Source organism: Reyranella sp. GW821-FHT12G01, assembly GCF_058806575.1.
In genome coordinates this window covers 243,141-263,071 of record NZ_JBXAPV010000001.1, presented here as the reverse complement: position 1 = coordinate 263,071, position 19,931 = coordinate 243,141, and the positions used below count along the sequence as shown (strand labels likewise).

15 protein-coding genes and 1 pseudogene are annotated in these 19,931 nt (G+C 67.1%); 15 read left to right on the top strand and 1 reads right to left on the bottom strand.

The genetic code is table 11. The features are described 5' to 3' along the window. Positions 1-19: 19 nt before the first annotated feature. The 11 genes from AC1RP5_RS01235 to AC1RP5_RS01185 all read left to right on the top strand — a co-directional run bounded on the left by AC1RP5_RS01235 (position 20) and on the right by AC1RP5_RS01185 (position 14,186). Positions 20-607 (top strand): ANTAR domain-containing response regulator, encoded by a 588-nt coding sequence (locus AC1RP5_RS01235; RefSeq protein ID WP_493108741.1) that lies wholly within the window; start codon positions 20-22, stop codon positions 605-607. A gap of 449 nt (positions 608-1,056) precedes the next feature. Beyond that, positions 1,057-2,280 (top strand): CmpA/NrtA family ABC transporter substrate-binding protein, encoded by a 1,224-nt coding sequence (locus tag AC1RP5_RS01230; RefSeq protein WP_493108740.1) that lies wholly within the window; start codon positions 1,057-1,059, stop codon positions 2,278-2,280. Beyond that, positions 2,270-3,583, top strand: a complete 1,314-nt coding sequence (locus AC1RP5_RS01225; RefSeq protein ID WP_493108739.1) for a CmpA/NrtA family ABC transporter substrate-binding protein — start codon at positions 2,270-2,272, stop codon at positions 3,581-3,583. Before AC1RP5_RS01230 ends, AC1RP5_RS01225 begins: the two co-directional genes overlap by 11 nt. Then, positions 3,583-4,485, top strand: a complete 903-nt coding sequence (gene ntrB / locus AC1RP5_RS01220; RefSeq protein ID WP_493108738.1) for a nitrate ABC transporter permease — start codon at positions 3,583-3,585, stop codon at positions 4,483-4,485. The genes AC1RP5_RS01225 and ntrB overlap by 1 nt, the downstream gene beginning before the upstream one ends. Before the next feature lie 12 nt (positions 4,486-4,497). Further along, positions 4,498-5,301: an ABC transporter ATP-binding protein gene (locus tag AC1RP5_RS01215; RefSeq protein ID WP_493108737.1), complete on the top strand. Its 804-nt coding sequence runs from the start codon at positions 4,498-4,500 to the stop codon at positions 5,299-5,301. A gap of 81 nt (positions 5,302-5,382) precedes the next feature. After that, positions 5,383-7,170 (top strand): NirA family protein, encoded by a 1,788-nt coding sequence (locus AC1RP5_RS01210; protein ID WP_493108736.1) that lies wholly within the window; start codon positions 5,383-5,385, stop codon positions 7,168-7,170. After that, positions 7,167-8,738, top strand: a complete 1,572-nt coding sequence (locus AC1RP5_RS01205) for a sulfite reductase subunit alpha (RefSeq protein ID WP_493108735.1) — start codon at positions 7,167-7,169, stop codon at positions 8,736-8,738. The genes AC1RP5_RS01210 and AC1RP5_RS01205 overlap by 4 nt, the downstream gene beginning before the upstream one ends. A gap of 135 nt (positions 8,739-8,873) precedes the next feature. Next, positions 8,874-11,483 carry a nitrate reductase gene (locus AC1RP5_RS01200; protein WP_493108734.1) on the top strand — a complete coding sequence of 870 codons (2,610 nt, stop codon included), beginning with the start codon at positions 8,874-8,876 and terminating at the stop codon, positions 11,481-11,483. Beyond that, the gene (gene cysG, locus AC1RP5_RS01195) at positions 11,483-12,889 is read left to right on the top strand and encodes a siroheme synthase CysG (protein ID WP_493113264.1); all 1,407 of its coding nucleotides are present in this window, start codon (positions 11,483-11,485) and stop codon (positions 12,887-12,889) included. The genes AC1RP5_RS01200 and cysG overlap by 1 nt, the downstream gene beginning before the upstream one ends. 42 nt (positions 12,890-12,931) lie before the next feature. Continuing rightward, positions 12,932-13,672, top strand: a complete 741-nt coding sequence (locus tag AC1RP5_RS01190; protein ID WP_493108733.1) for a peptidoglycan L,D-endopeptidase MepK — start codon at positions 12,932-12,934, stop codon at positions 13,670-13,672. Between the two features lie 19 nt (positions 13,673-13,691). Further along, positions 13,692-14,186 carry an O-acetyl-ADP-ribose deacetylase gene (locus tag AC1RP5_RS01185; RefSeq protein ID WP_493108732.1) on the top strand — a complete coding sequence of 165 codons (495 nt, stop codon included), beginning with the start codon at positions 13,692-13,694 and terminating at the stop codon, positions 14,184-14,186. Between the two features lie 109 nt (positions 14,187-14,295). Here the strand turns inward: AC1RP5_RS01185 and AC1RP5_RS01180 are convergent, their stop codons facing one another. Beyond that, on the bottom strand, positions 14,296-14,871 hold the full coding sequence (locus AC1RP5_RS01180) for a DUF924 family protein (protein ID WP_493108731.1): 576 nt from the start codon (positions 14,869-14,871) through the stop codon (positions 14,296-14,298). 48 nt (positions 14,872-14,919) lie between these two features. Here AC1RP5_RS01180 and AC1RP5_RS01175 point away from each other — a divergent pair, with 48 nt between their 5' ends. The 4 genes and pseudogenes from AC1RP5_RS01175 (at position 14,920) to AC1RP5_RS01160 (ending at position 19,917) form a co-directional block, all read left to right on the top strand. After that, positions 14,920-16,485, top strand: a complete 1,566-nt coding sequence (locus AC1RP5_RS01175; RefSeq protein WP_493108730.1) for an alkaline phosphatase family protein — start codon at positions 14,920-14,922, stop codon at positions 16,483-16,485. A 1-nt stretch (position 16,486) separates the two neighbouring features. Further along, positions 16,487-17,494, top strand: a complete 1,008-nt coding sequence (locus AC1RP5_RS01170; RefSeq protein ID WP_493108729.1) for a glutathione S-transferase N-terminal domain-containing protein — start codon at positions 16,487-16,489, stop codon at positions 17,492-17,494. Between the two features lie 338 nt (positions 17,495-17,832). Continuing rightward, a pseudogene (locus AC1RP5_RS01165) lies at positions 17,833-18,552 on the top strand (alpha/beta hydrolase); the annotation flags it as partial. A 180-nt stretch (positions 18,553-18,732) separates the two neighbouring features. Further along, positions 18,733-19,917, top strand: a complete 1,185-nt coding sequence (locus tag AC1RP5_RS01160; protein WP_493108728.1) for an amino acid ABC transporter substrate-binding protein — start codon at positions 18,733-18,735, stop codon at positions 19,915-19,917. The last annotated feature ends 14 nt before the right edge of the window (positions 19,918-19,931 follow it).

The following is a 19,931-nucleotide window of genomic DNA, read 5'->3' as shown; positions in this document are numbered from 1 at the left end:
AGAGATTCAAGCCGCCGCCGTGTCGAAACCTCTGTCCGTAGTGCTGATTGACGACAATCCCGCCCGCGCTGAGATCGTGGAATCGGGACTGCGCGATGCTGGCTACGTGCTGCTGGCGCGCCTCGACGGCACCTACGATCTCGCGACCCGCGTCTCCGTGCTCCAGCCCGACGTGATCGTCGTCAGCATCGATAGTCCCGGCCGCGACGCGATCGAGGATCTGCGGCGCACGACCGAGCGCCAGCCGCGGCCGATCGCGCTGTTCGCCGACCGCTCCGATCCCGCGACCATCGCCGCCGGCATGGAGGCCGGCGTCTCGGCCTATGTCGTGAAGGGCCTGACGCAGGATCGCGTCCAGCCGGTGGTCGACGTCGCGGTGGCGCACTTCAACCGCTATCACACGATGCGTGAAGAACTCGATCGCGCGCGCCTGTCGCTGGTCGAGCGCAAGACGGTCGATCGCGCCAAGGGCCTCCTGATGGAGCAGAAGGGGATCGGCGAGGAGGCGGCCTACAAGCTTTTACGCAAGCTCGCGATGGACCAGAACAAGCGCATCGGCGAGGTGGCGCAGGATCTTCTGACGTACGCGAAGGCGCTGAAGTTCTGAGCTTCAAACTCTTCCCCATTCAAATGGGGAAGTGCCCCGTCATACGGGGCGATGGGGTCATTGGCCGAGCGAAGCGATGACCCCTCCGTCGTCGCAAGACGACGACACCTCCCCATTTGAATGGGGAGGAGTAGTTAGAAAACGTGCCTGCCTCTTTGGCGGCACTGGCGCGCAAGCGGGCAGGTCGTATCACAGCCAATCGGATGTGATTTCGCGTTCGCGCACCGCGCGCACCGATTTCTCCAATGGGATCAGACGCTTCGCGAAACGTCGCGATATTGGCACTGCTTGGCATGCTTCCTGCTGTCCTTACAGCGAGACGCCCAATGACGGGCGGCTCCTGAATTTTTGGGCAGGCCAATGGCGGTCTGCCTTTCCGGACAACGACGTCCCACACGGTCGCCTTCCCGCGGCCGCTTGGGGCGTCGTTTTTTTTGGAGTCGAGTCTGGTGGGTCACGTCGAGCGACCGAAGGTAAGGGTGGGGTTCATTCCCCTGATCGACTGCGCGCCCGTGCTGTTCGCGGAGGTATTGGGCCTCTACGAGCGTCACGGTCTCGACGTCGAACTGCGCCGCGAAGTCTCCTGGTCGAACATCCGCGACAAGCTCGCGGTCGGCCTGCTGGATGCCGCGCACATGCTCTCGCCGATGCCGCTCGCGACCACGCTCGGCATCGACAGCGTCAACGTGCCGATGATCGCGGCCATGACGCTGCATCTGAATGGCAACTCGATCACGCTGTCGAATGCGCTGTGGCAGGAGATCGAGGAAGCCGCGCCTGAGTTCGTCGGCGACAATCGCCCGGCCGGCGCGCCGCTCGATGCGCGCGGACTGGCCGCCGTCATCGCCCGCCGCGCGCGCGAGGGCCGCCCGCAGGTCACGCTCGCGTCGGTCTTCACCTATTCCTCGCACAATCACCTGCTGCGCCTGTGGCTCGCCTCGGGCGGTATCGATCCCGATCGCGATGTGCGCTTCACCGTCGTGCCGCCGCCGCACATGGTGGCGCATCTCTCGGGCGGCACGATCGACGGCTACTGCGTCGGCGAGCCGTGGAACCAGCAGTCTGCGTCGCTCGGCATCGGCCGCATCGCCGCCTCGAGCCGGCAGATCTGGGACTCGATGCCCGAGAAGATGCTGGGCACCACCGAGGCCTGGGCGCAGCGCAACCCCACGACCCTGATCGCGCTGGTGAAGGCGATCACCGAAGCCGGCGCCTGGCTCGACGAGCCGGCCAACCGGCCCGAGGCGGCGCGCATCCTGGCGATGCCGCGCTTCCTCAACGTGCCGGCGGAAGTGATCGGCCGCTCGCTCAGTCTTCCGGACTTCCACATCTTCCATCGCCAGCTCGCCAACTTCCCGTGGCGCAGCCAGGCCGACTGGTATCTCGCGCAGATGGTCCGCTGGGGCCAGGTCGCGCCGCGCCCCGACATGCGCGCGGTCGCCGACCGCGTCTTCCGCAGCGACATTTTTCGCGCGGCGGCGAGCGAGCTGGGGCTCCCGTGCCCTCTGACCGACCGCAAGGTCGAGGGCGCGCATCCCGATCCCTGGATCCTGCCGACCAACGGCGCGCCGGTGGCGATGGGTCCCGACAGCTTTCTCGACGGGTCGGTGTTCGACCCCAACAGCGAAACCTCAACGACATTCAAACAGCAGGAGAGCAATCATGGCGACTAGGAACGGCCGCAAGGGCCTGGGACGGCGCGACCTTTTCAAGAGCGCCTCCGGCGTTGCCGCCACCGCTGCCCTGTTGAGCGCCGCGCGCGCTGCCTTGCCCGCCGGCGCATTCGCGCAGGCCGCGGGACCCGAGACCAACAAGGTCACGCTGGGCTTCATCGCGCTCACCGACTCCTCGCCGCTGATCGTGGCCAAGGAGAAGAAGCTGTTCGACAAGTACGGCATCACCGACGCCAACATCGCCAAGCAGGCCTCGTGGGGCACGACGCGCGACAACATCGTGCTGGGTTCGGGCGCGGGCGGCATCGACGGCGCGCACATCCTGACTCCGAAGCCCTACCAGATCTCGCTGGGCCTCACGACGCCGGAGAACAAGCCGGTGCCGATGTACATCCTCTCGCGCCTCAACACGAACGGCCAGGCGATCTCGGTCTCCAAGGACCTGATGGCGACTGGTGCCACGGTCAACGCCGCGCCGCTCAAGGCCGCCTTCGCCAAGATGAAGGCCGACGGCAAGGATCCGAAGTGCGCCATGACCTTCCGCGGCGGCACCCACGATCTGTGGATCCGCTACTGGCTGGCCGCCGGCGGTATCGATCCCGAGAAGGACGTCTCGACCATCGTCGTGCCGCCGCCGCAGATGGTGGCCAACATGAAGGTCGGCAGCATGGAAGCCTTCTGCGTCGGCGAGCCGTGGAACGAGCAGCTGGTCAACCAGGGCATCGGCTACACCGCCTGCACCACCGGCGATCTCTGGAAGAACCATCCCGAGAAGAGTCTCGGCCTGCGCGCCGACTGGGTCGACAAGAACCCGAAGGCGGCGATGGCCGTGCTGCAGGCGGTGCTCGAAGCCGCGCAGTGGTGCGACAAGCTCGAGAACGCCAAGGAACTGTCCGACATCGTGGGCAAGCGCCAGTGGTTCAACGTGCCGCCGGCCGACATCATCAACCGCATCGAAGGCAAGGTGAACTACGGCGACGGCCGCAAGATCGACAATCGCGACCTGTCGATGAAGTTCTGGCGCGACCACGCCTCCTATCCCTACCAGAGCCACGACCTGTGGTTCCTCACCGAGAACCAGCGCTGGGGCATGATGGCCCAGGACCTCGACACCAAGGCGATCATCGCCAAGGTGAACCGCGAGGACCTGTGGCGCGAGGCCGCCAAGGCCATCGGCGTCTCGGCGAACGACATGCCGAGCGGCACGTCGCGCGGCACGGAAACCTTCTTCGACGGCAAGGTCTTCGACCCGGCCGATCCGAAGGCCTATCTCGCGGCGCTGCAGATCAAGAAGGTGGCGTGATGCCGGCCATCGCACGCGCCGCCGCCTCGGTCGCAGCCGCCACGCCGGTTCCGGAAAGTTCGGCGGAGATCGTCACCTTCCGGCCGCCGGTGCGGCCGGCGGTCGAGCGCGCGATCGGGATCGCCCGGCATGTCGCGAGCGTCGTGCTGCCGCCGCTCATCGTGCTGTCCATCACCCTGCTCGCCTGGCAGCTCCTCTGCTCGGAACCGGGTGCGCGCCTGCCACCGCCGACCAAGGTCGTGTCGGATGCGTGGGACTTCATCGTCCATCCGTTCTACGACAATGGCGGCATCGACAAGGGCGCCTTCTGGCAGATCTCCAAGAGCCTGGGCCGCGTCGCCATCGGCTTCAGCCTCGCCGCCGTCGTCGGCATCGCGCTGGGCGTGCTGGTCGGCCAGAGCACCTGGGCGATGCGCGGCCTCGATCCGATCTTCCAGGTCCTGCGCACCGTGCCGCCGCTCGCCTGGCTGCCGCTGTCGCTGGCGGGCTTCCGCCATGCCGATCCCTCGGCTTTGTTCGTGATCTTCATCACCTCGATCTGGCCGATCATCATCAACACGTCGGTGGGCGTGCGGAACATCCCGCAGGACTATCGCAACGTCGCGGCGGTGATCCGGCTCTCCTGGTGGGAGGTCTTCTACAAGATCACGCTGCCCGCCACCGTGCCCTACATCTTCACGGGTCTTCGCATCGGCGTGGGCCTGAGCTGGCTCGCCATCGTGGCGGCCGAGATGCTGATCGGCGGTGTCGGCATCGGCTTCTTCATCTGGGACGCGTGGAACAGCTCGCGCATCTCCGACATCATCGTGGCCCTGGTCTATATCGGCATCGTCGGCTTCCTGCTCGACAAGCTGATTGCCGTGGTCGGTCACTTCGTCTCGCACGGCGTCTCGGCGCAGTAGGGAGCACTTTCCATGACCACGCCCTATCTCAAGTTCGAACAGATCGGCATGAGCTTCCGCCGCGGCCAGATGGCGACGGAAGTGCTGCGCGACGTGAACCTGCGCATCGAGCAGGGCGAGTTCGTCTCGCTGATCGGCCATTCCGGCTGCGGCAAGTCGACCTTGCTCAACATCCTGGGCGGCCTGCTGAAGTCGACCAGCGGCGAGGTCTTCCTCGAAGGCAAGGTGGTCGACGAGCCCGGTCCCGACCGCGCCATCGTCTTCCAGAACCATTCGCTGCTGCCGTGGCTCACCGTCTACGGCAACATCGCCATCGCCGTCGACAAGGTGTTCGGCTCTTCCAAGAGCAAGGCCGAGCGCCACGACTGGGTGATGCACAATCTCGAACTCGTGCAGATGGCCCAGGCCAAGGACAAGCGTCCGCACGAAGTCTCCGGCGGCATGAAGCAGAGGGTCGGCATCGCCCGCGCGCTCGCGATGCAGCCCAAGGTGCTGCTGATGGACGAGCCGTTCGGCGCGCTCGACGCGCTGACCCGCGCGCACCTGCAGGACAGCGTCATGGAGATCCACGCCAAGCTCGGCAACACGGTGATGATGATCACCCACGATGTCGACGAGGCGGTGCTGCTGTCGGACCGCGTGGTGATGATGACCAACGGTCCCGCCGCCACCATCGGCGAGATCCTGACCATCGGCCTGCCGCGGCCGCGCCGCCGGCTCGAACTCGCGACCGACGCCGAATATGCCCGCTGCCGCGCCGCCGTCCTCGAATTCCTCTACGCCCGCCACCGGGTGCCGGCCCGTGCCGCGGCATAGCGGTTTTAGGCCGCCGAAAATGTCGCCGTTCGGCGACATGGAACGGGTCGATTTTCGCCCATCTTCCGGATGGGGCCGGCCATGACCGAGGAATTCGACGACGCCCAGAAACAGTGGCTCCAGGGGTTCGTGAGCGGCATCGAGGCGCGCAAGGCGGCCGACAAGCTCGCCTCGCGCACGGCGGGCGCGCCGGCTGCGGGGCAGGCCATCGGACCCGACGCCCTGCAGCATGCCGCGCAGGACCGCACCATTGCGGCGGGCGGCAAGCTGGTCGCGGAGGAGACCGCCAAGCGCGCGAAGCATCCGCTCGATCGTTGGGACGAGGTCGTGGGCCGCGCCGAGGCCGGGCAGTTCCCCAAGGGCGTCGACGTCTTCCTCACCAAGTATCACGGGCTGTTCTTCGTCGCGCCGGCGCAGGACTCCTTCATGTGCCGGCTGCGCATTCCCAACGGCATTCTCAACAGCTGGCAGATGCGTGGCCTCGCCGATGCGGCCGATGCGTTTGGCGGCGGCTATGCCGACGTGACGACGCGCGCCAACCTGCAGATCCGCGAGATCCCGGCGGCGCACGCCGTCGATCTTCTGCTCGCCGTGCAGGACCTTGGGCTGACCGCGCGCGGTTCGGGCGCCGATAATATCCGCAACATCACGGGCAGCCCGACCGCCGGCATCGACCCGCAGGAACTCTACGACACGCGGCCGCTGTGCCGCGCCATGCACCACTACATCCTCAATCATCGCGAGATGTACGGCCTGCCGCGCAAGTTCAACATCGCCTTCGACGGCGGCGGTCGCGTGCCGGTGCTGGAAGACACCAACGACATCGGCTTCGTCGCCACCGAAGTGACCGGCGGCGAAGGTTTTACGCCCGGCATCTATTTCCGCCTGCAGCTGGGCGGCATCACCGGCCACATGGATTTCGCCTTCGAGACCGGGATCCTGCTGAAGCCCGAGGAATGCGTGAAGGTGGCGGGCGCGGTGGTGCGCGCCTTCGCGATCCACGGCGATCGCACCAACCGCCTGAAGGCGCGCTTGAAATACGTGATCGACCGCATGGGCCGCGAGGCCTTCGTGGCCGAGGTCGAGAAGGAACATGGCGAGAAGCTGCGCCGCGCGACCGGCGCCGTGGTGACGCCGCGCGCGCTGGCCGACAAGCACGGCCATATCGGCGTGCATGCCCAGAAGCAGGCAGGCCTCAACTATCTCGGTCTCGTCCTGCCGGTGGGTCGCATGACGGCCGAACAGATGCGCGGCGTCGCCGAGATCGCCGAGCGCTTCGGCTCCGGCACGATCCGGCTCACGGTGTGGCAGAACCTGCTGATCTCCGACGTGGCCGACCGCGATGTCGGCGTCTGCGTCGCGGCCATCGCGGCGCTGGGTCTCGCCGTCGAGGCGAGCGCGCTGCGGCGCGGCCTGGTCGCCTGCACCGGCAATGCCGGCTGCAAGTTCGCGGCTTCGAACACCAAGGGCCATGCGCTGAAGCTCGCCGACTATCTCGAGATGCGGCTGGCCATCGACACGCCGATCAACATCCACCTGACCGGCTGCCATCATTCCTGCGCCCAGCACTATGTCGGCGACATCGGCCTGATCGCGGCCAAGGTCGAGCGCGGCGAGGACAGTGTCGAGGGCTATCACGTCTTCATCGGCGGCGGCGCCGCCTCGACCGCCGAGCAGGCGATGGCGCGCGAATACGCGACATCGATCGCGTTCGATGAATTGCCGCCGCTGCTCGAACGGTTGCTGGCCGCCTATCTTGCGCATCGCGACGCGCCGGCCGAATCTTTCTTCGAATTCTGCCGCCGCCATGAGATCGCGACCTTGCGCGAACTGGCGGAGCGCGCGCCCGTCTCGGCGCTCGCGGCATGAACGCGATTTCGCCCCTCCCGCAGATCATTCCGGAGAACGCACCGTTCTCGACGGAGCAGCGTGCCTGGCTGAACGGCTTCTTCGCCGCCTATCTCGGCGTCAACGGTGGTGGCGTGGAAGAAGCCGCGGCGGAGCCCGCCGAGCCGGAAGACTTCCCCTGGCATGATGCGGCGCTGTCGCTCGCCGAAAGACTAGAACTCGCAAAGGACAAAAAGCCCGAGCGGCAGTTGATGGCGGCGATGGCGCAGCTCGATTGCGGCCAGTGCGGCTATCTCTGCCAGTCCTATGCCGAGGCGGTGTGGTCCGGCGCCGAGGCCGACATGGGCCGCTGCGTGCCGGGCGGCAAGGAAACCCAGCGCAAGGTGAAGGAACTCGTCGCGGCACTCGAGCCGATGCGCGACGGCTCGGCGGTGGCCGCGCCCGCGGTGAAGCCCGCCGGCCAGGTCGGCTTCTCGCGCGACCGGCCCGCACTCGCGACCTTGGTCGATGCCCATCCGCTCAACCGCAACGGCTCCGAGAAGGACGTGCGCCACGTCGTGCTCGACCTCTCGGCCAGCGACGTCACCTACGAAGCCGGCGACAGTCTCGGTGTCTTCGCGCGCAAGAACCCTCAGCTCGTGCAGGCGGTGCTCGATCGCCTCGGCGCCACCGGCGAGGAGATGGTCGGCGTCGATCACGAGGCGCTGCCGCTGCGACAGGCGCTCTTGAGCAAGGTCGACATCGCGCGGCCGAGCGACGAGTGCATGCTCTTTCTCGCCAACCGTGCGTTCGACGGCGAGGAAGCGCTGAAGCTGCAGGCGCTGGCCGCGGGCGAAGGGCCGCCGGAACTGGCCGAGGCCGACCTGCTCGATCTGCTGCACGCCTTCCCGTCGGTCTCACCGTCGCTGCCCGGCCTGCTGAAGTCGCTCGACCGGCTGCAGCCGCGTCTCTACTCGATCGCTTCGTCGCCCAAGGCGCATCCCGGCGAAGTGCATCTCACCGTGTCGGCCGTGCGCTGGGACACTAACGACCGCACCCGCACCGGCATCGGCTCCTGCTATCTCGCCGACTTCGCCAAGCCGGGCGACGTCATCCCGGTGTTCGTGCAGAAGGCCCACGGCTTCGCACCGCCGACCGACGATGCCGCGCCCGCCATCATGGTCGGACCCGGCACCGGCATCGCCCCGTTCCGCGCCTTCCTCGAAGAGCGGGATGCGCGCGGGGCGAAGGGCCGCAACTGGCTGTTCTTCGGCGACCAGAAGCGCACCACCGATTTTTTATACGAGGACCAGATCATCGACTGGCAGCGTCGCGGCGTGCTGTCCCGCCTCGATCTTGCTTTCTCGCGGGATCAGGCGGAGAAGATCTACGTCCAGACCCGCATGCGCGAGAACGCCGCCGAACTCTGGGCATGGTTCGAGCAGGGCGCGCACTTCTATGTCTGCGGCGACGCCAAGCGCATGGCCAAGGATGTCGAGACGGCCTTGATCGACGTGGCGATGGGTCCCGGGGCCAAGAGCGCCGCCGAAGCGAAAGCCTGGCTCGACGGCCTCGCCAAGGCCGGCCGCTATCAGCGCGATGTGTATTAGCGGCAACCTCATCCTGAGGAGCCGTGCGCAGCACGGCGTCTCGAAGGATGGGCAACAGACGCGGTGCGCGTGCCCACCCTTCGAGACGCGCTCCTGCGGAGCGCTCCTCAGGGTGAGGTCGTTGTTGTCGTCGTCATGACCGGGGCAGGCGTCCGCACCACCTGCCCCTACTGCGGGGTTGGATGCGGCGTTGTCGCAACGCCCAATGGAAAGGGTGGTGCGGCCATCGAAGCCGACCGGCTGCATCCCGCCAATCACGGACGCCTCTGCTCGAAGGGCGCGGCGCTGGGTGAGACGCTGTCGCTGGAAGATCGCCTGCTGCATCCCGAGATCGACGGGCAGCGCGTCTCGTGGAACGTCGCGCTCGATACCGTAGCGAACGGCTTCCGGAAGACGATCGAAGAGCACGGGCCCGACGCCGTCGCCTTCTATGTCTCGGGCCAGCTCCTCACCGAGGACTATTACGTCGCCAACAAGCTGATCAAAGGCTTTTTGGGCACCGCGAACATCGACACCAACTCGCGGCTCTGCATGGCCTCGTCGGTGGCGGGCCACAAGCGTGCCTTCGGCAGCGACACGGTGCCCGGCCGCTACGAGGATTTCGAGCTGGCCGATCTCGTGGTGCTGGTCGGCAGCAATCTCGCCTGGTGCCATCCCGTGCTGTTCCAGCGGCTGGAGGCCGCCAAGCGCGCGCGGCCGTCGATGAAGATCGTGGTCGTCGATCCGCGCCGCACCGAGACCTGCGACATCGCCGATCTCCATCTGGCGCTGAAGCCCGGCGGCGACGTGGCACTGTTCAACCTGCTGCTGGCCGGCCTTGCGGAGCGTGGGTGCATCGATCGCGCCTTCGTCGACAAGCACACGTCGGGTCTCGACGCGGCCCTCGCCGCCGCGCGAACGACGGATGCTGCCGCCTGTGGTCTGCCAGCGGCCGACCTCGCGACTTTCCTCGACTGGTTCGCCCGCACCGAAAAGGTCGTGACGCTCTATTCCCAGGGCGTGAACCAGTCGAGCGCCGGCGTCGACAAGGTGAACGCGCTGATCAACTGCCACCTGCTGACCGGCCGCATCGGCCGTCCCGGCATGGGGCCGTTCTCGATCACCGGCCAGCCCAATGCGATGGGCGGCCGCGAGGTTGGCGCGCTGTCCAACACACTCGCGGCTCATATGGATTTTGGCGCCGCCGACATCGATCGTGTCGGCCGCTTCTGGCGCGCCTCGCGCATCGCGACCAAACCCGGTCTCAAGGCCGTCGACCTGTTCGAGGCAGTGCGTGCCGGTCGTATCAAGGCGGTGTGGATCATGGCGACCAATCCGGTCGCCAGCCTGCCCGACGCCGATGCCGTGCGTGCGGCGCTGAAGGCTTGCGAGTTCTCGATCGTCTCCGAGGCGATCCGCACGACCGACACCGTCGATGCCTGTCGTATCCGGTTACCGGCACTCGCCTGGGCGGAGAAGGACGGCACGGTCACCAACTCCGAACGCGGCATCTCGCGCCAGCGTCCGTTCCTGCCGCCGCCCGGCGAAGCAAAGCAGGATTGGTGGATCCTCTCCGAAGTTGCGCAGCGCCTGGGTCATGGCGAAGCCTTCGCGTGGCGCGGCGTCGCCGACATCTTCCGCGAGCACGCCGCACTCTCTGCTTTCGAGAACGACGGCACGCGCGACTTCGACCTCGGCGCCTGCGCTGGTATCGACGACGTCGCCTACGAATCGATGCAACCCTTCACCTGGGGTGGCGGTGCGGACAAGCGCTTCTTCGCCGAGGGCGGTTTCTTCCATGCCGATCGTCGCGCGCGCTTCATTGCGACGACCTCGCGCGCGCCGGTGAATGCGCCAGACGAGGTGCGGCCGTTGATCCTCAACACCGGTCGCGTGCGCGACCAGTGGCACACGATGACCCGTACCGGAAAGTCGGTGCGTCTTGCCGGCCATCGGCCCGAGCCGCTGATCGAACTGCATCCGCGCGATGCGACGGCGCGTGGCCTCAGTGATGGCGATATCGCCGAGGTGACGAGTGCCTGGGGCAGGGGCGTGTTACGGGTTCATGTCAGCGAGTCTTTGCGCGTCGGCGAGGCCTTTGCGCCGATGCACTGGACCGCGCAGGTCAGTCGCGCGGGCCGCATAAACGCTGCAGTGAATCCCGCAGTCGATCCCATTTCCGGCCAGCCCGAGCTGAAACATACGCCTGTCGAGATTCGTCGTCTTGATATGCGCTGGCATGGCACGATTCTCGCTCGTCGCCCGGTGATGTTGCCGGAGATTCCTTACTGGGCGCGGATCAGAGGCGCCGGCTATCACGCCTATGTAATTGCAGGCGATCAGTCCTTCGCAGTTGCACAACGAGCGCTGTCTGCAGCCGTGCGCGCGACCAATCCGGGCCCGTGGCTCGAGAGTGAGAAAGATGTCGGCGCCGTCATTTCCGACGGCCGGGTCGAGGCGGTGATGAGCCTGGGCCCGACCTACGATGTCGAAGTGCGCGATCGCTTCGCCCCCTTCATGGCGCTCGACCGTCTCACGGTGGCGCAGCGCGACGAGCTGCTGCATGGCGGCACCGACATGCATCGCGGCGGCGAGATCTGCGCCTGCTTCGGCGTGTCGTGCGCCGCGGTCGAGGCCGCCATCGCCGACGGCGCGACCTCGCTGGCCTCGGTCGGCGCGAAGACTCACGCCGGCACCAACTGCGGTTCCTGCCGTCCGGAACTTCGCGCGCTGTTGCGCAGCGCCCGACTCGTGAAGGCCGCGTGATGCAGACCTTCCCGCTCTTCCTCAACCTGCAGGGCCGCCGGGCCCTGATCGTCGGCGGCGGCGATGCGGCGGCGCGCAAGGCCGAGCTGCTGCTCAAGGCGGGCGCGCAGGTGTCGCTGATCGCCAGCACCGTGGGCGGCGAGACCGCGCAGTACATCGCCGAAGGTCACATCTCGTGGGCGGGCTGTGCGTTCGACGACAGCGAACTCGACGGCGTGTCGCTGGTCATCGTGGCGAGCGACGACGAATCCGAGCAGGCAAGGGTCTCGGCCGCCGCGCAGAGAAAGTGCGTGCCGGTCAACGTCGTCGACCGGCCCGCGCTGTCGAGCTTCATCATGCCCGCGATCGTCGATCGCGCGCCGATCACCATCGCCATCTCGACCGCCGGCACGGCGCCCGCGCTGGCGCGGCGCGTCCGCGCCGAGATCGAGCGCAGCCTGCCCGCCGCGCTCGGCCGGCTGGCGCGCTTCGCCGAGGTCTTCCGCGAGCAGGTGCGCCGCACCCTGGCGGTGCCGCGCGCGCGTCGCCGCTTCTGGGATCGCGTGTTCGAGGGACGGGTCGGCGAGCTGGCGCTGGCCGGCGACGAGATCAGCGCGCGCCGCGAACTGATCCGGCTGCTCGACGGCTTCCGCAACGAGACGCCGTCGGCCGGCATCGTCCATCTCGTGGGCGCCGGCCCCGGCGATCCCGACCTGCTCACGCTCAAGGCGCACCGCCTGCTGCAGCGCGCCGACGTCGTGGTCTACGACCGGCTGGTGTCGGAGGAGGTGCTGGCGATGGCGCGCCGCGACGCCGAGCGCATCTATGTCGGCAAGCGCCGGGCGAACCACTGCATGCCCCAGCAGGAGATCAACGACCGGCTGGTGGCGCTGGCCCGTGCCGGCAAGAGCGTCGTGCGGCTGAAGGGCGGCGACCCGTTCGTGTTCGGTCGGGGCGGCGAGGAGGTCGAGGCGCTGGTGCGGGCGGGCGTGGCCGTCGAGGTCGTGCCCGGCGTCACCGCCGCCCTGGGCTGCGCCTCGAGCGCAGGCATCCCGCTCACCCATCGCGACCATGCCCAGGCCTGCGTGCTGGTCACCGGCCACCTCAAGAACGGCACGGTCGATCTCGACTGGGAGATGCTGTCGCGGCCGCGCCAGACCGTCGTCATCTACATGGGGGCGGGGGCGCTGCAGCAGATCGCCTCGCAGCTGATCGCCCACGGGCTGCCGGCCTCCACGCCGGTCGCCCTGATCGAGAACGGCACGACCGAGAAGGAGCGCCGCGTCGTCGGCACGCTCGCCACCATCGACCGGCAGGCCCAGCGGGCGTTTTTGACCGGTCCGACGCTTTGCATGGTGGGTGAAGTGGTCGGTCTAGCCCTTAGTCGCGACCCGGAATTTAGCTTTGAGTCGAGAATGGGTCTCTGATATGGGTGTCTGTGACAAAAATGCAACAACACCGGGGCACGGATGCGTAGTTTTGTACTGAGCCTGGCGACACTGTTGGCATTTGCCGGCACGGGCTTCGCCCAGACCAATACGGGCGCTTCTAGCGCTCCCAAAGTTAAGACCGCTGCCGCTGCCGAGACCACTACCACGAAGAAGAAGACTGCCGCGACACCCAAGTCCGCGAACGTCCAGAAGGTCGCGGCCCAGCAGAAGAAGGCGCCCGCCGCCACCCCGCAGCAGCTCCGCGCCGCCCGCTACGGCGGCTTTGCGCCGGCCGCGATGGCAGCACCGCTCCCGGCCCCCGACCTCGACCTGACCAGCCCGCGCAGCCTCAGCCTGGTGAACTTCAACACCAAGGAAGAGCTGACGGTCACCTACTGGTCCAACGGCGCCTATCACCGCAGTGCGCTGGACCAGCTCAACCAGTTCCTGCGCGACAGCCGCGACAGCGGCGTGACCGAGATGGACCCGCTGCTGTTCGACGTGCTGTGGCACACCACCCGCATCGCCGGCTACGGCGGCCAGGTCGAAGTCCTGTCGGCCTTCCGCTCGGCCGAGAGCAACGCTTGGCTGGCCAGCGTCAGCCGCGGCGTGGCGCGCGACAGCCAGCACATGAACGGCAACGCCATGGACATCCGCTTCCCGGGCGTCCCGGTGTTCCGCATCCGCCAGGCCGCCCGCTCGCTCAACATGGGCGGCGTCGGCTTCTATCCGCGCTCCGGCTTCGTGCACATCGACACCGGTCCCGTTCGCTACTGGTAAGCGCGCTACTGGTAAAAACATGAGCCGCATCGAGATCGTCGAGGGCGACATCACGCGCCTCGACGTCGATGCCATCGTGAACGCCGCCAACGAGAGCCTGTTGGGCGGCGGAGGCGTCGATGGCGCCATCCATCGCGCCGCCGGGCCTGAGCTTCTAGCCGAATGCCGCACCCTGGGCGGCTGTCCCACGGGCGAAGCGAAGATCACCGCCGGCTATCGCCTCACGGCGCGCCACGTCATCCATACGGTCGGCCCGGTCTGGCACGGCGGCAAGCAGGGCGAACCCGAACTGCTGGCCCGCTGCTACCGCAACTCCTTGGCGCTGGCGATCGTGCACGGCCTGCACAGCATCGCCTTCCCCGCCATCTCGACCGGCGTCTACGGCTACCCGAAGGAAGCCGCCGCGGAAATCGCCGTGCACGAGGTCAACATGATCCGCATGCCCGAACACGTGATCTTCTGCTGCTTCGACAAGGCAACGGCAGACATCTATCGCGAGATCGTGGGCGCATAAAAGGTCCCTCGACTTCGCTGCGCTACGCTCGGGACGACGGAAATAGGGTCGCGTCTTTTATTCCCGTCGTCCCGACCGGAGCGCGCAGCGCGGAGTGGAGGGACCTCTTTTACTGCCCATAGCGATTCGCGCTCTTCAGGAACTCGATCTCCTCCGCGGTCGTGGCGCGGCCCAGGACCTCGTTGCGGTGGGGGAAGCGGCCGAAGCGGGCGACGACGTCGCGGTGCTCGTAGGCGGACTTGATGTTGTTCTCGCCGCCGATCGTCTCGAAGAAGGCGCAGCCGAGAAGCTGGTCGGCGAGCTGCTCGCTATGGCCGAACGGCATGTAGAAGAACAGACGGATATCGACCGGAAACACCGACGGATAGAAGCGCGCGACGGCGTGGCGGGCGATCTCGATGGCCTTGGCGTCGCCGGCAAAGGCGCGCGCGGTCTTGCGGAAGCAGTTTCGCGTGAACTGGTCGCAGAGCAGGATCAGCGCCAGCGCGCCCTCGGGCGAGGCCTTCCAGGCGTCGAGGTCGCCGGCGATGGCCCGCTCGATCGCAGGCCCGAAGCGTCCGACCGTCTCGGCGTCGAACTCGGGCGTGCTCTTCCACCAGATGTCGCGCGGCTTGCCGTGGTCGGGATGGTCGAGCGGCAGGAACCAGAAATCGACGATGTCGCGGATGGACGGGGTCTGTGTCATGCGTCTTAAGTTAGACAGGGCACGTAGAACCCGTCGAGCGAGGAAACCGTGGGCAAGGTCAAAAACGTTCTGTTCATCATGTGCGACCAGCTGCGCGCGGACCATCTGTCCTGCGCCGGCCATCCGCACCTGAAGACGCCGGCGATCGACGCGCTGGCGGCGCGCGGCGTGCGCTTCCCGCGCGCCTATGTGCAGTCCGGCGTCTGTGGCCCCAGCCGCATGAGCTTCTACACCGGCCGCTACATGTCGAGCCACGGCGCCACCTGGAACCGCGTGCCGCTCTCCTTGCGCGAAAAGACCCTGGGCGATTTCCTGCGGCCGGCGGGTATCAAGGTGGCGCTGGCCGGCAAGACCCATGTCCTGCCCGATCTCGAATCGCTGGAGCGGTTCGGCATCGAAGGCGGCTCGGCGCTCGATGCGCTGCTGCGCGCCGGCCGCTTCGAGGAGCTTGACCGCTACGACGGCCATTCGCCGCCGGGCAGCGAAAGCGGCTATGCCGATTACCTGCGCCAGCACGGCTACGTCTCCGACGATCCGTGGAGCGACTTCGTGATCGCCGCCGACGGGCCGAACGGCGAGAAGGCCTCGGGCTGGCACATGCGCAACGTCCATCTGCCGGCGCGCGTGAAGGAAGAGCATTCCGAGACCGCCTACATGACGCGCGAGGCCATGCGCTTCATCGACGAGATGGGCGACAAACCGTGGTGCCTGCATCTCAGCTACGTGAAGCCGCACTGGCCCTACATGGCGCCGGCGCCCTATCACGATATGTACGGCGCCGCCGACATGATGCCGCTGAACCGCGACGAGCAGGAGCGGGCGAACGAACACCCCGTGCTCGCGGCCTATCGCGAGATGGAGGAATCCGTTTCCTTCAGCCGGCCCGATGCGCCCGGCATCGTGCGGCCGGCCTACATGGGCCTGATCCGCCAGCTCGACGATTGGCTCGGCCGCCTGTTCGCCCACATGGAGCGGGCCGGTCGGCTCGACGACACGATGATCGTCTTCACCGCCGATCATGGCGATTTCCTGGGCGACCATTGGCTCGGCGAAAAGGAGATGTTCTACGAGGAAGCGCAGCGCGTGCCCTTCATCGTTGTCGATCCCGACCCCGAGGCCGACCTGACGCGCGGCACGGTCGACGAGCGCTTCGTCGAGGCGATCGACGTCGTGCCGACCATCCTCGAGACGCTCGGCCTGCCGCCGCAGGATCACCTGCTGGAAGGCCGCTCGCTGCTGCCGCTCCTGCGCAAGATCCATCTCGACACCTGGCGCGATGCGGTCTTCTCCGAGCTCGACTATTCGTTCCGCGAGGCGCGCAAGATCCTTGGCCGCAAGCCCAGCGAGTGCCGCGCCATCATGGTCCGCACCGACCGTTGGAAATATGTCTGGTGGCAGGGGTTCAGGCCGATGCTGTTCGACCTCGCCAACGACCCGAAGGAGCGGCGCGACCTCGGCGGCGATCTCACCTACGCGCCGATCTTCCGCGAGATGGAGGAGCGGCTGAACGCCTGGGCCAAGGCGCGCAAGGACCGCGTCAGTGTGGACGACGCCTATGTCGAGGCGCGGACGGCGAAGCATCGCCAGCACGGCATCTTCTTCGGACAGTGGTGAGATGAGCACGAACCCCTACATCCTGCACGGCTTCGGCCCGTCGCCCTATTCGGTGAAGATGCGCGCGATCCTGCGTTATCGCCGGCTGCCCTTCGTCTGGAAGGCCGTCGGCTGGCCGCGCGACGTCGCGGTGGCGGCCGGCCTGCCGCCGGTGATCCCGGCGCTGCAATTCCCCGACGGCACGGTGATGAACGATTCGACACCGCTCGCCCATGCGCTGGAGCGCGCGCATCCCGGCCAGCGTTCGATCGTGCCCGACGATCCGGCGCACGCTTATCTCAGCGATCTCTTGGAAGATTTCGGCGACGAGTGGGTCACCAAGATCATGTTCCATTATCGCTGGTTCTATGCGCCCGACCGCGAGTTTGCGAAAGCCTGGGTGATCACCTCGCGCGATCCGCAGATGCCGGGGCCCGAGCGGCGCGAGGCGATGCAGGCGTTCAACGACCGCCAGGTCGGCCGCATGGCGATGGTCGGCTGCACCGATGCCAACCGGCCGATCATCGAGGACAGCTACCGCGTCATCCTCGACACGCTTGAGCCTCACGTCGGCAAGATGGAATTCCTGTTCGGCTCGCGGCCGTCGCTGGCGGAGTTCGGCCTGTTCGGCCAGCTCCAGATCCTGTCGGTCGATCCGACGCCGATGATGGAGATGCGCGAGCGCGCGCCCGACGTCTATTGCTGGCTGATGCGTCTCGACGATGCGTCGGGCGTCGAGGGCGAGTGGCTGGCGGCCGATGCGCCGCTGCCCGAGGCGGTGACGGCGCTCCTGAAACATTGCGGCGAGACCTACCTGCCGTTCCTCGCCGCCAATCGCGCCGCGCTCGAAAGCGGCGCGCCGTCGGTCGATCTCGACATCCTCGGCCGGCCGTGGAGCCAGGCGCCATTCCGTTACCAGGCCAAGTGCTACGACGCGCTGCGCAAGAAGCTCGCGGCGCTTCCGGCCGACGTGCGTAGCCGTCTCGACCCGGTGCTCGAGGCTACCGGCTGCCTGCGCTGGCTCGAATAATCCGTCATCCTGAGCGAAGCGCCGAAGGCGCGTCGTCGAAGGATCTCTTTTCGCTTCGACACACCGTGCGCCGGAGAAGAGGTCCTTCGACTACGCTGCGCTCCGCTCAGGACGACGGAGGGGTGGTAGCGGTCGCCCTTTATCTTTAGTCCAATGGCGCGCTCAGTCACCGCGCAGTAACAATCTGCTCCGAAGTTTACGAACCTCGGGGAGAGACGCCATGACGACAGCCGCAACGGAAGAGACCTTCGACAGCAAGGGAGCCGTAAAAATCTTCCTGCGCTCCTGGAAGCCGGAAGGGGCGCCGCGCGCCGTCGTCGTGATGTGTCACGGGCTTCAATTCGCACAGTGGCCAGTATCTCTGGCCGGCGGCCGAGTTCGTGAAGAAGGGCCATGCCGTCTTCGCGCCCGACATGCGCGGCCGCGGCAAGTCCGACGGCGAGCGCTTCTATGTCGAGGACGTCGCCGACTATGTCGCCGATCTCGCCGGCGCGATCGCGATCGCCAAGGCGCGCCATCCCGGCCTGCCGGTCTTCCTGCTGGGCCACAGCGCGGGCGGCGTCATCTCCGCCACCTATACGCTCGACAACCAGGCCGAACTGGCGGGCTTCATCTGCGAGGACTTCGCCTTCCAGGTGCCGGCGCCGGGCTTCGCGCTGGCCGCCATCAAGGGCCTGAGCCACATCGCGCCGCGCCTGCCGGTGCTGAAGCTCAAGAACGAGGATTTTACGCGCGACGCCGCCGCTGTGGCCGCGCTCAACGCCGATCCGCTGATTGCGCACGAGATACAGCCGGCTGCCACCGTCGCGGCTTTGGTCCGCGCCGACGAACGCCTGCACGATGAATTCCCGAAGATCACCATTCCGCTGCTGATCCTGCACGGCACCGCCGACAAGGCGACGGTGTGGAAGGGCAGCCAGTTCTTCCACGACACCGCGGGCTCCAGCGACAAGACGCTGAAGCTCTACGAAGGCCACTATCACGACCTGCTGGCCGACACCGGCAAGGAAGCCGTGATGGCCGACATCACCGGCTGGGTCGACAAGCACCTGCCGTAGGACACGAGCCAAGTTCAATCATACGAGCCGGATCGCGAATTGGATTTCGCGACCGGCGACTGGAATATCCGGCACGCTTCATCGAGTGGCCGCGATGCGAACACTCACTCTTCCGGCAAGTTCAGTCTCGCTGTTAAAGTACCCGCGCTGACGATTCCAACAGGTGATCGCGTGGGTGACATGAACACTAAGATCTCAGCTTTGCTTCTCGCCGCTGCGGCGACGATGACCTTCGCTTCGTCGCTGCCGGCTTCGGCGCAAACGCCGCCGGTGCAGAACTCGGCAAGGCCGCCCGCGACACCGCCCGCACCGGCACAGACCACGCCGCCCGCGCTGCCGCGACAGACACCGGGACAGATCGGCGCCGGCGTCACGCCCGCCGCTGCGGCCACGACATCGCAATCCCCCGCGGAGCCCACGCTCGCCCTCATCAAGAAGCGCGGCATGGTCCAATGCGGCGTCAACGGCGAGCTGCACGGCTTCTCCGTCATCGACAAACAGGGCCGGTGGTCCGGCTTCGACGTCGACTTCTGCCGCTCGATCGCGGCCGCCACCCTGGGCGACGCCAGCAAGGTGAAGTTCGTGCCGGCCACCGCGACCAACCGGTTCGAGCTCTTGAAGAGCGGGCAGATCGATCTGCTGGTGCGCAACACCACGATCACCCTGCGGCGCAGCACCGGCGACACCGGCGTGCGTTATGCCGCCGTCACCTATATCGACGGCCAGGGCTTCGCGGTGCCGAAGCGCCTGGGCATCAACAATCTCGTGAAGCTCGACAAGATGCGGGTCTGCGTGACGCGCGACACGACCTACCAGCAGAACACGCTCGACTGGTTCGCCGGCATGGGCATGTCGGTGAAGCTCGTCCTGTTCGACAAGACCGAAGCGACCTTCGAGGCGTTCATCGCCGGCGCCTGCGAGGCCGTCACCCAGCAATCGACCGGCCTCGTCGCCGCGATCGTCAGCACCGGCAAGGCCGACGACTATCTCGTGCTGCCCGAGATCATCTCGAAGGAGCCGCACGGGCCTTACGTGCGCGGCAACGACAACGACTGGATCGACATCGTGCGCTGGACGCACAATGCGCGGATCGAGGCCGAGGAACTGGGCATCACTTCGCAGAACCTCGAAAGCTTCCGCAACTCGCGCTCGCTGGCGGTCCGCCGGCTGCTGGGCGTCGACACCGGCAACGGCAAGTCGCTCGGCCTCGACGAGCAGTGGGCGTATCGCATCATCGCGCAGGTCGGCAATTACGGCGAAAGCTACGAACGCTATTTCGGCGCCGACTCGCCGCTGCGCTACTCCCGCGGCGTGAACGCGCTGTGGACCCAGGGCGGCGTGATGTATCCGCTGCCGATGCGCTAGCAGGGGGCGGTAAG

Excerpts from the sequence above, each read along its gene's own strand:
- AC1RP5_RS01225 (WP_493108739.1), top strand. The coding sequence starts at position 2,270 with ATGGCGACTAGGAACGGCCGCAAGGGCCTGGGACGGCGCGACCTTTTC.
- ntrB (WP_493108738.1), top strand. The coding sequence starts at position 3,583 with ATGCCGGCCATCGCACGCGCCGCCGCCTCGGTCGCAGCCGCCACGCCG.
- AC1RP5_RS01215 (WP_493108737.1), top strand. The coding sequence starts at position 4,498 with ATGACCACGCCCTATCTCAAGTTCGAACAGATCGGCATGAGCTTCCGC.
- AC1RP5_RS01210 (WP_493108736.1), top strand. The coding sequence starts at position 5,383 with ATGACCGAGGAATTCGACGACGCCCAGAAACAGTGGCTCCAGGGGTTC.
- AC1RP5_RS01205 (WP_493108735.1), top strand. The coding sequence starts at position 7,167 with ATGAACGCGATTTCGCCCCTCCCGCAGATCATTCCGGAGAACGCACCG.
- AC1RP5_RS01200 (WP_493108734.1), top strand. The coding sequence starts at position 8,874 with ATGACCGGGGCAGGCGTCCGCACCACCTGCCCCTACTGCGGGGTTGGA.
- cysG (WP_493113264.1), top strand. The coding sequence starts at position 11,483 with ATGCAGACCTTCCCGCTCTTCCTCAACCTGCAGGGCCGCCGGGCCCTG.
- AC1RP5_RS01190 (WP_493108733.1), top strand. The coding sequence starts at position 12,932 with ATGCGTAGTTTTGTACTGAGCCTGGCGACACTGTTGGCATTTGCCGGC.
- AC1RP5_RS01185 (WP_493108732.1), top strand. The coding sequence starts at position 13,692 with ATGAGCCGCATCGAGATCGTCGAGGGCGACATCACGCGCCTCGACGTC.
- AC1RP5_RS01180 (WP_493108731.1), bottom strand. The coding sequence starts at position 14,871 with ATGACACAGACCCCGTCCATCCGCGACATCGTCGATTTCTGGTTCCTG.
- AC1RP5_RS01170 (WP_493108729.1), top strand. The coding sequence starts at position 16,487 with ATGAGCACGAACCCCTACATCCTGCACGGCTTCGGCCCGTCGCCCTAT.
- AC1RP5_RS01160 (WP_493108728.1), top strand. The coding sequence starts at position 18,733 with ATGAACACTAAGATCTCAGCTTTGCTTCTCGCCGCTGCGGCGACGATG.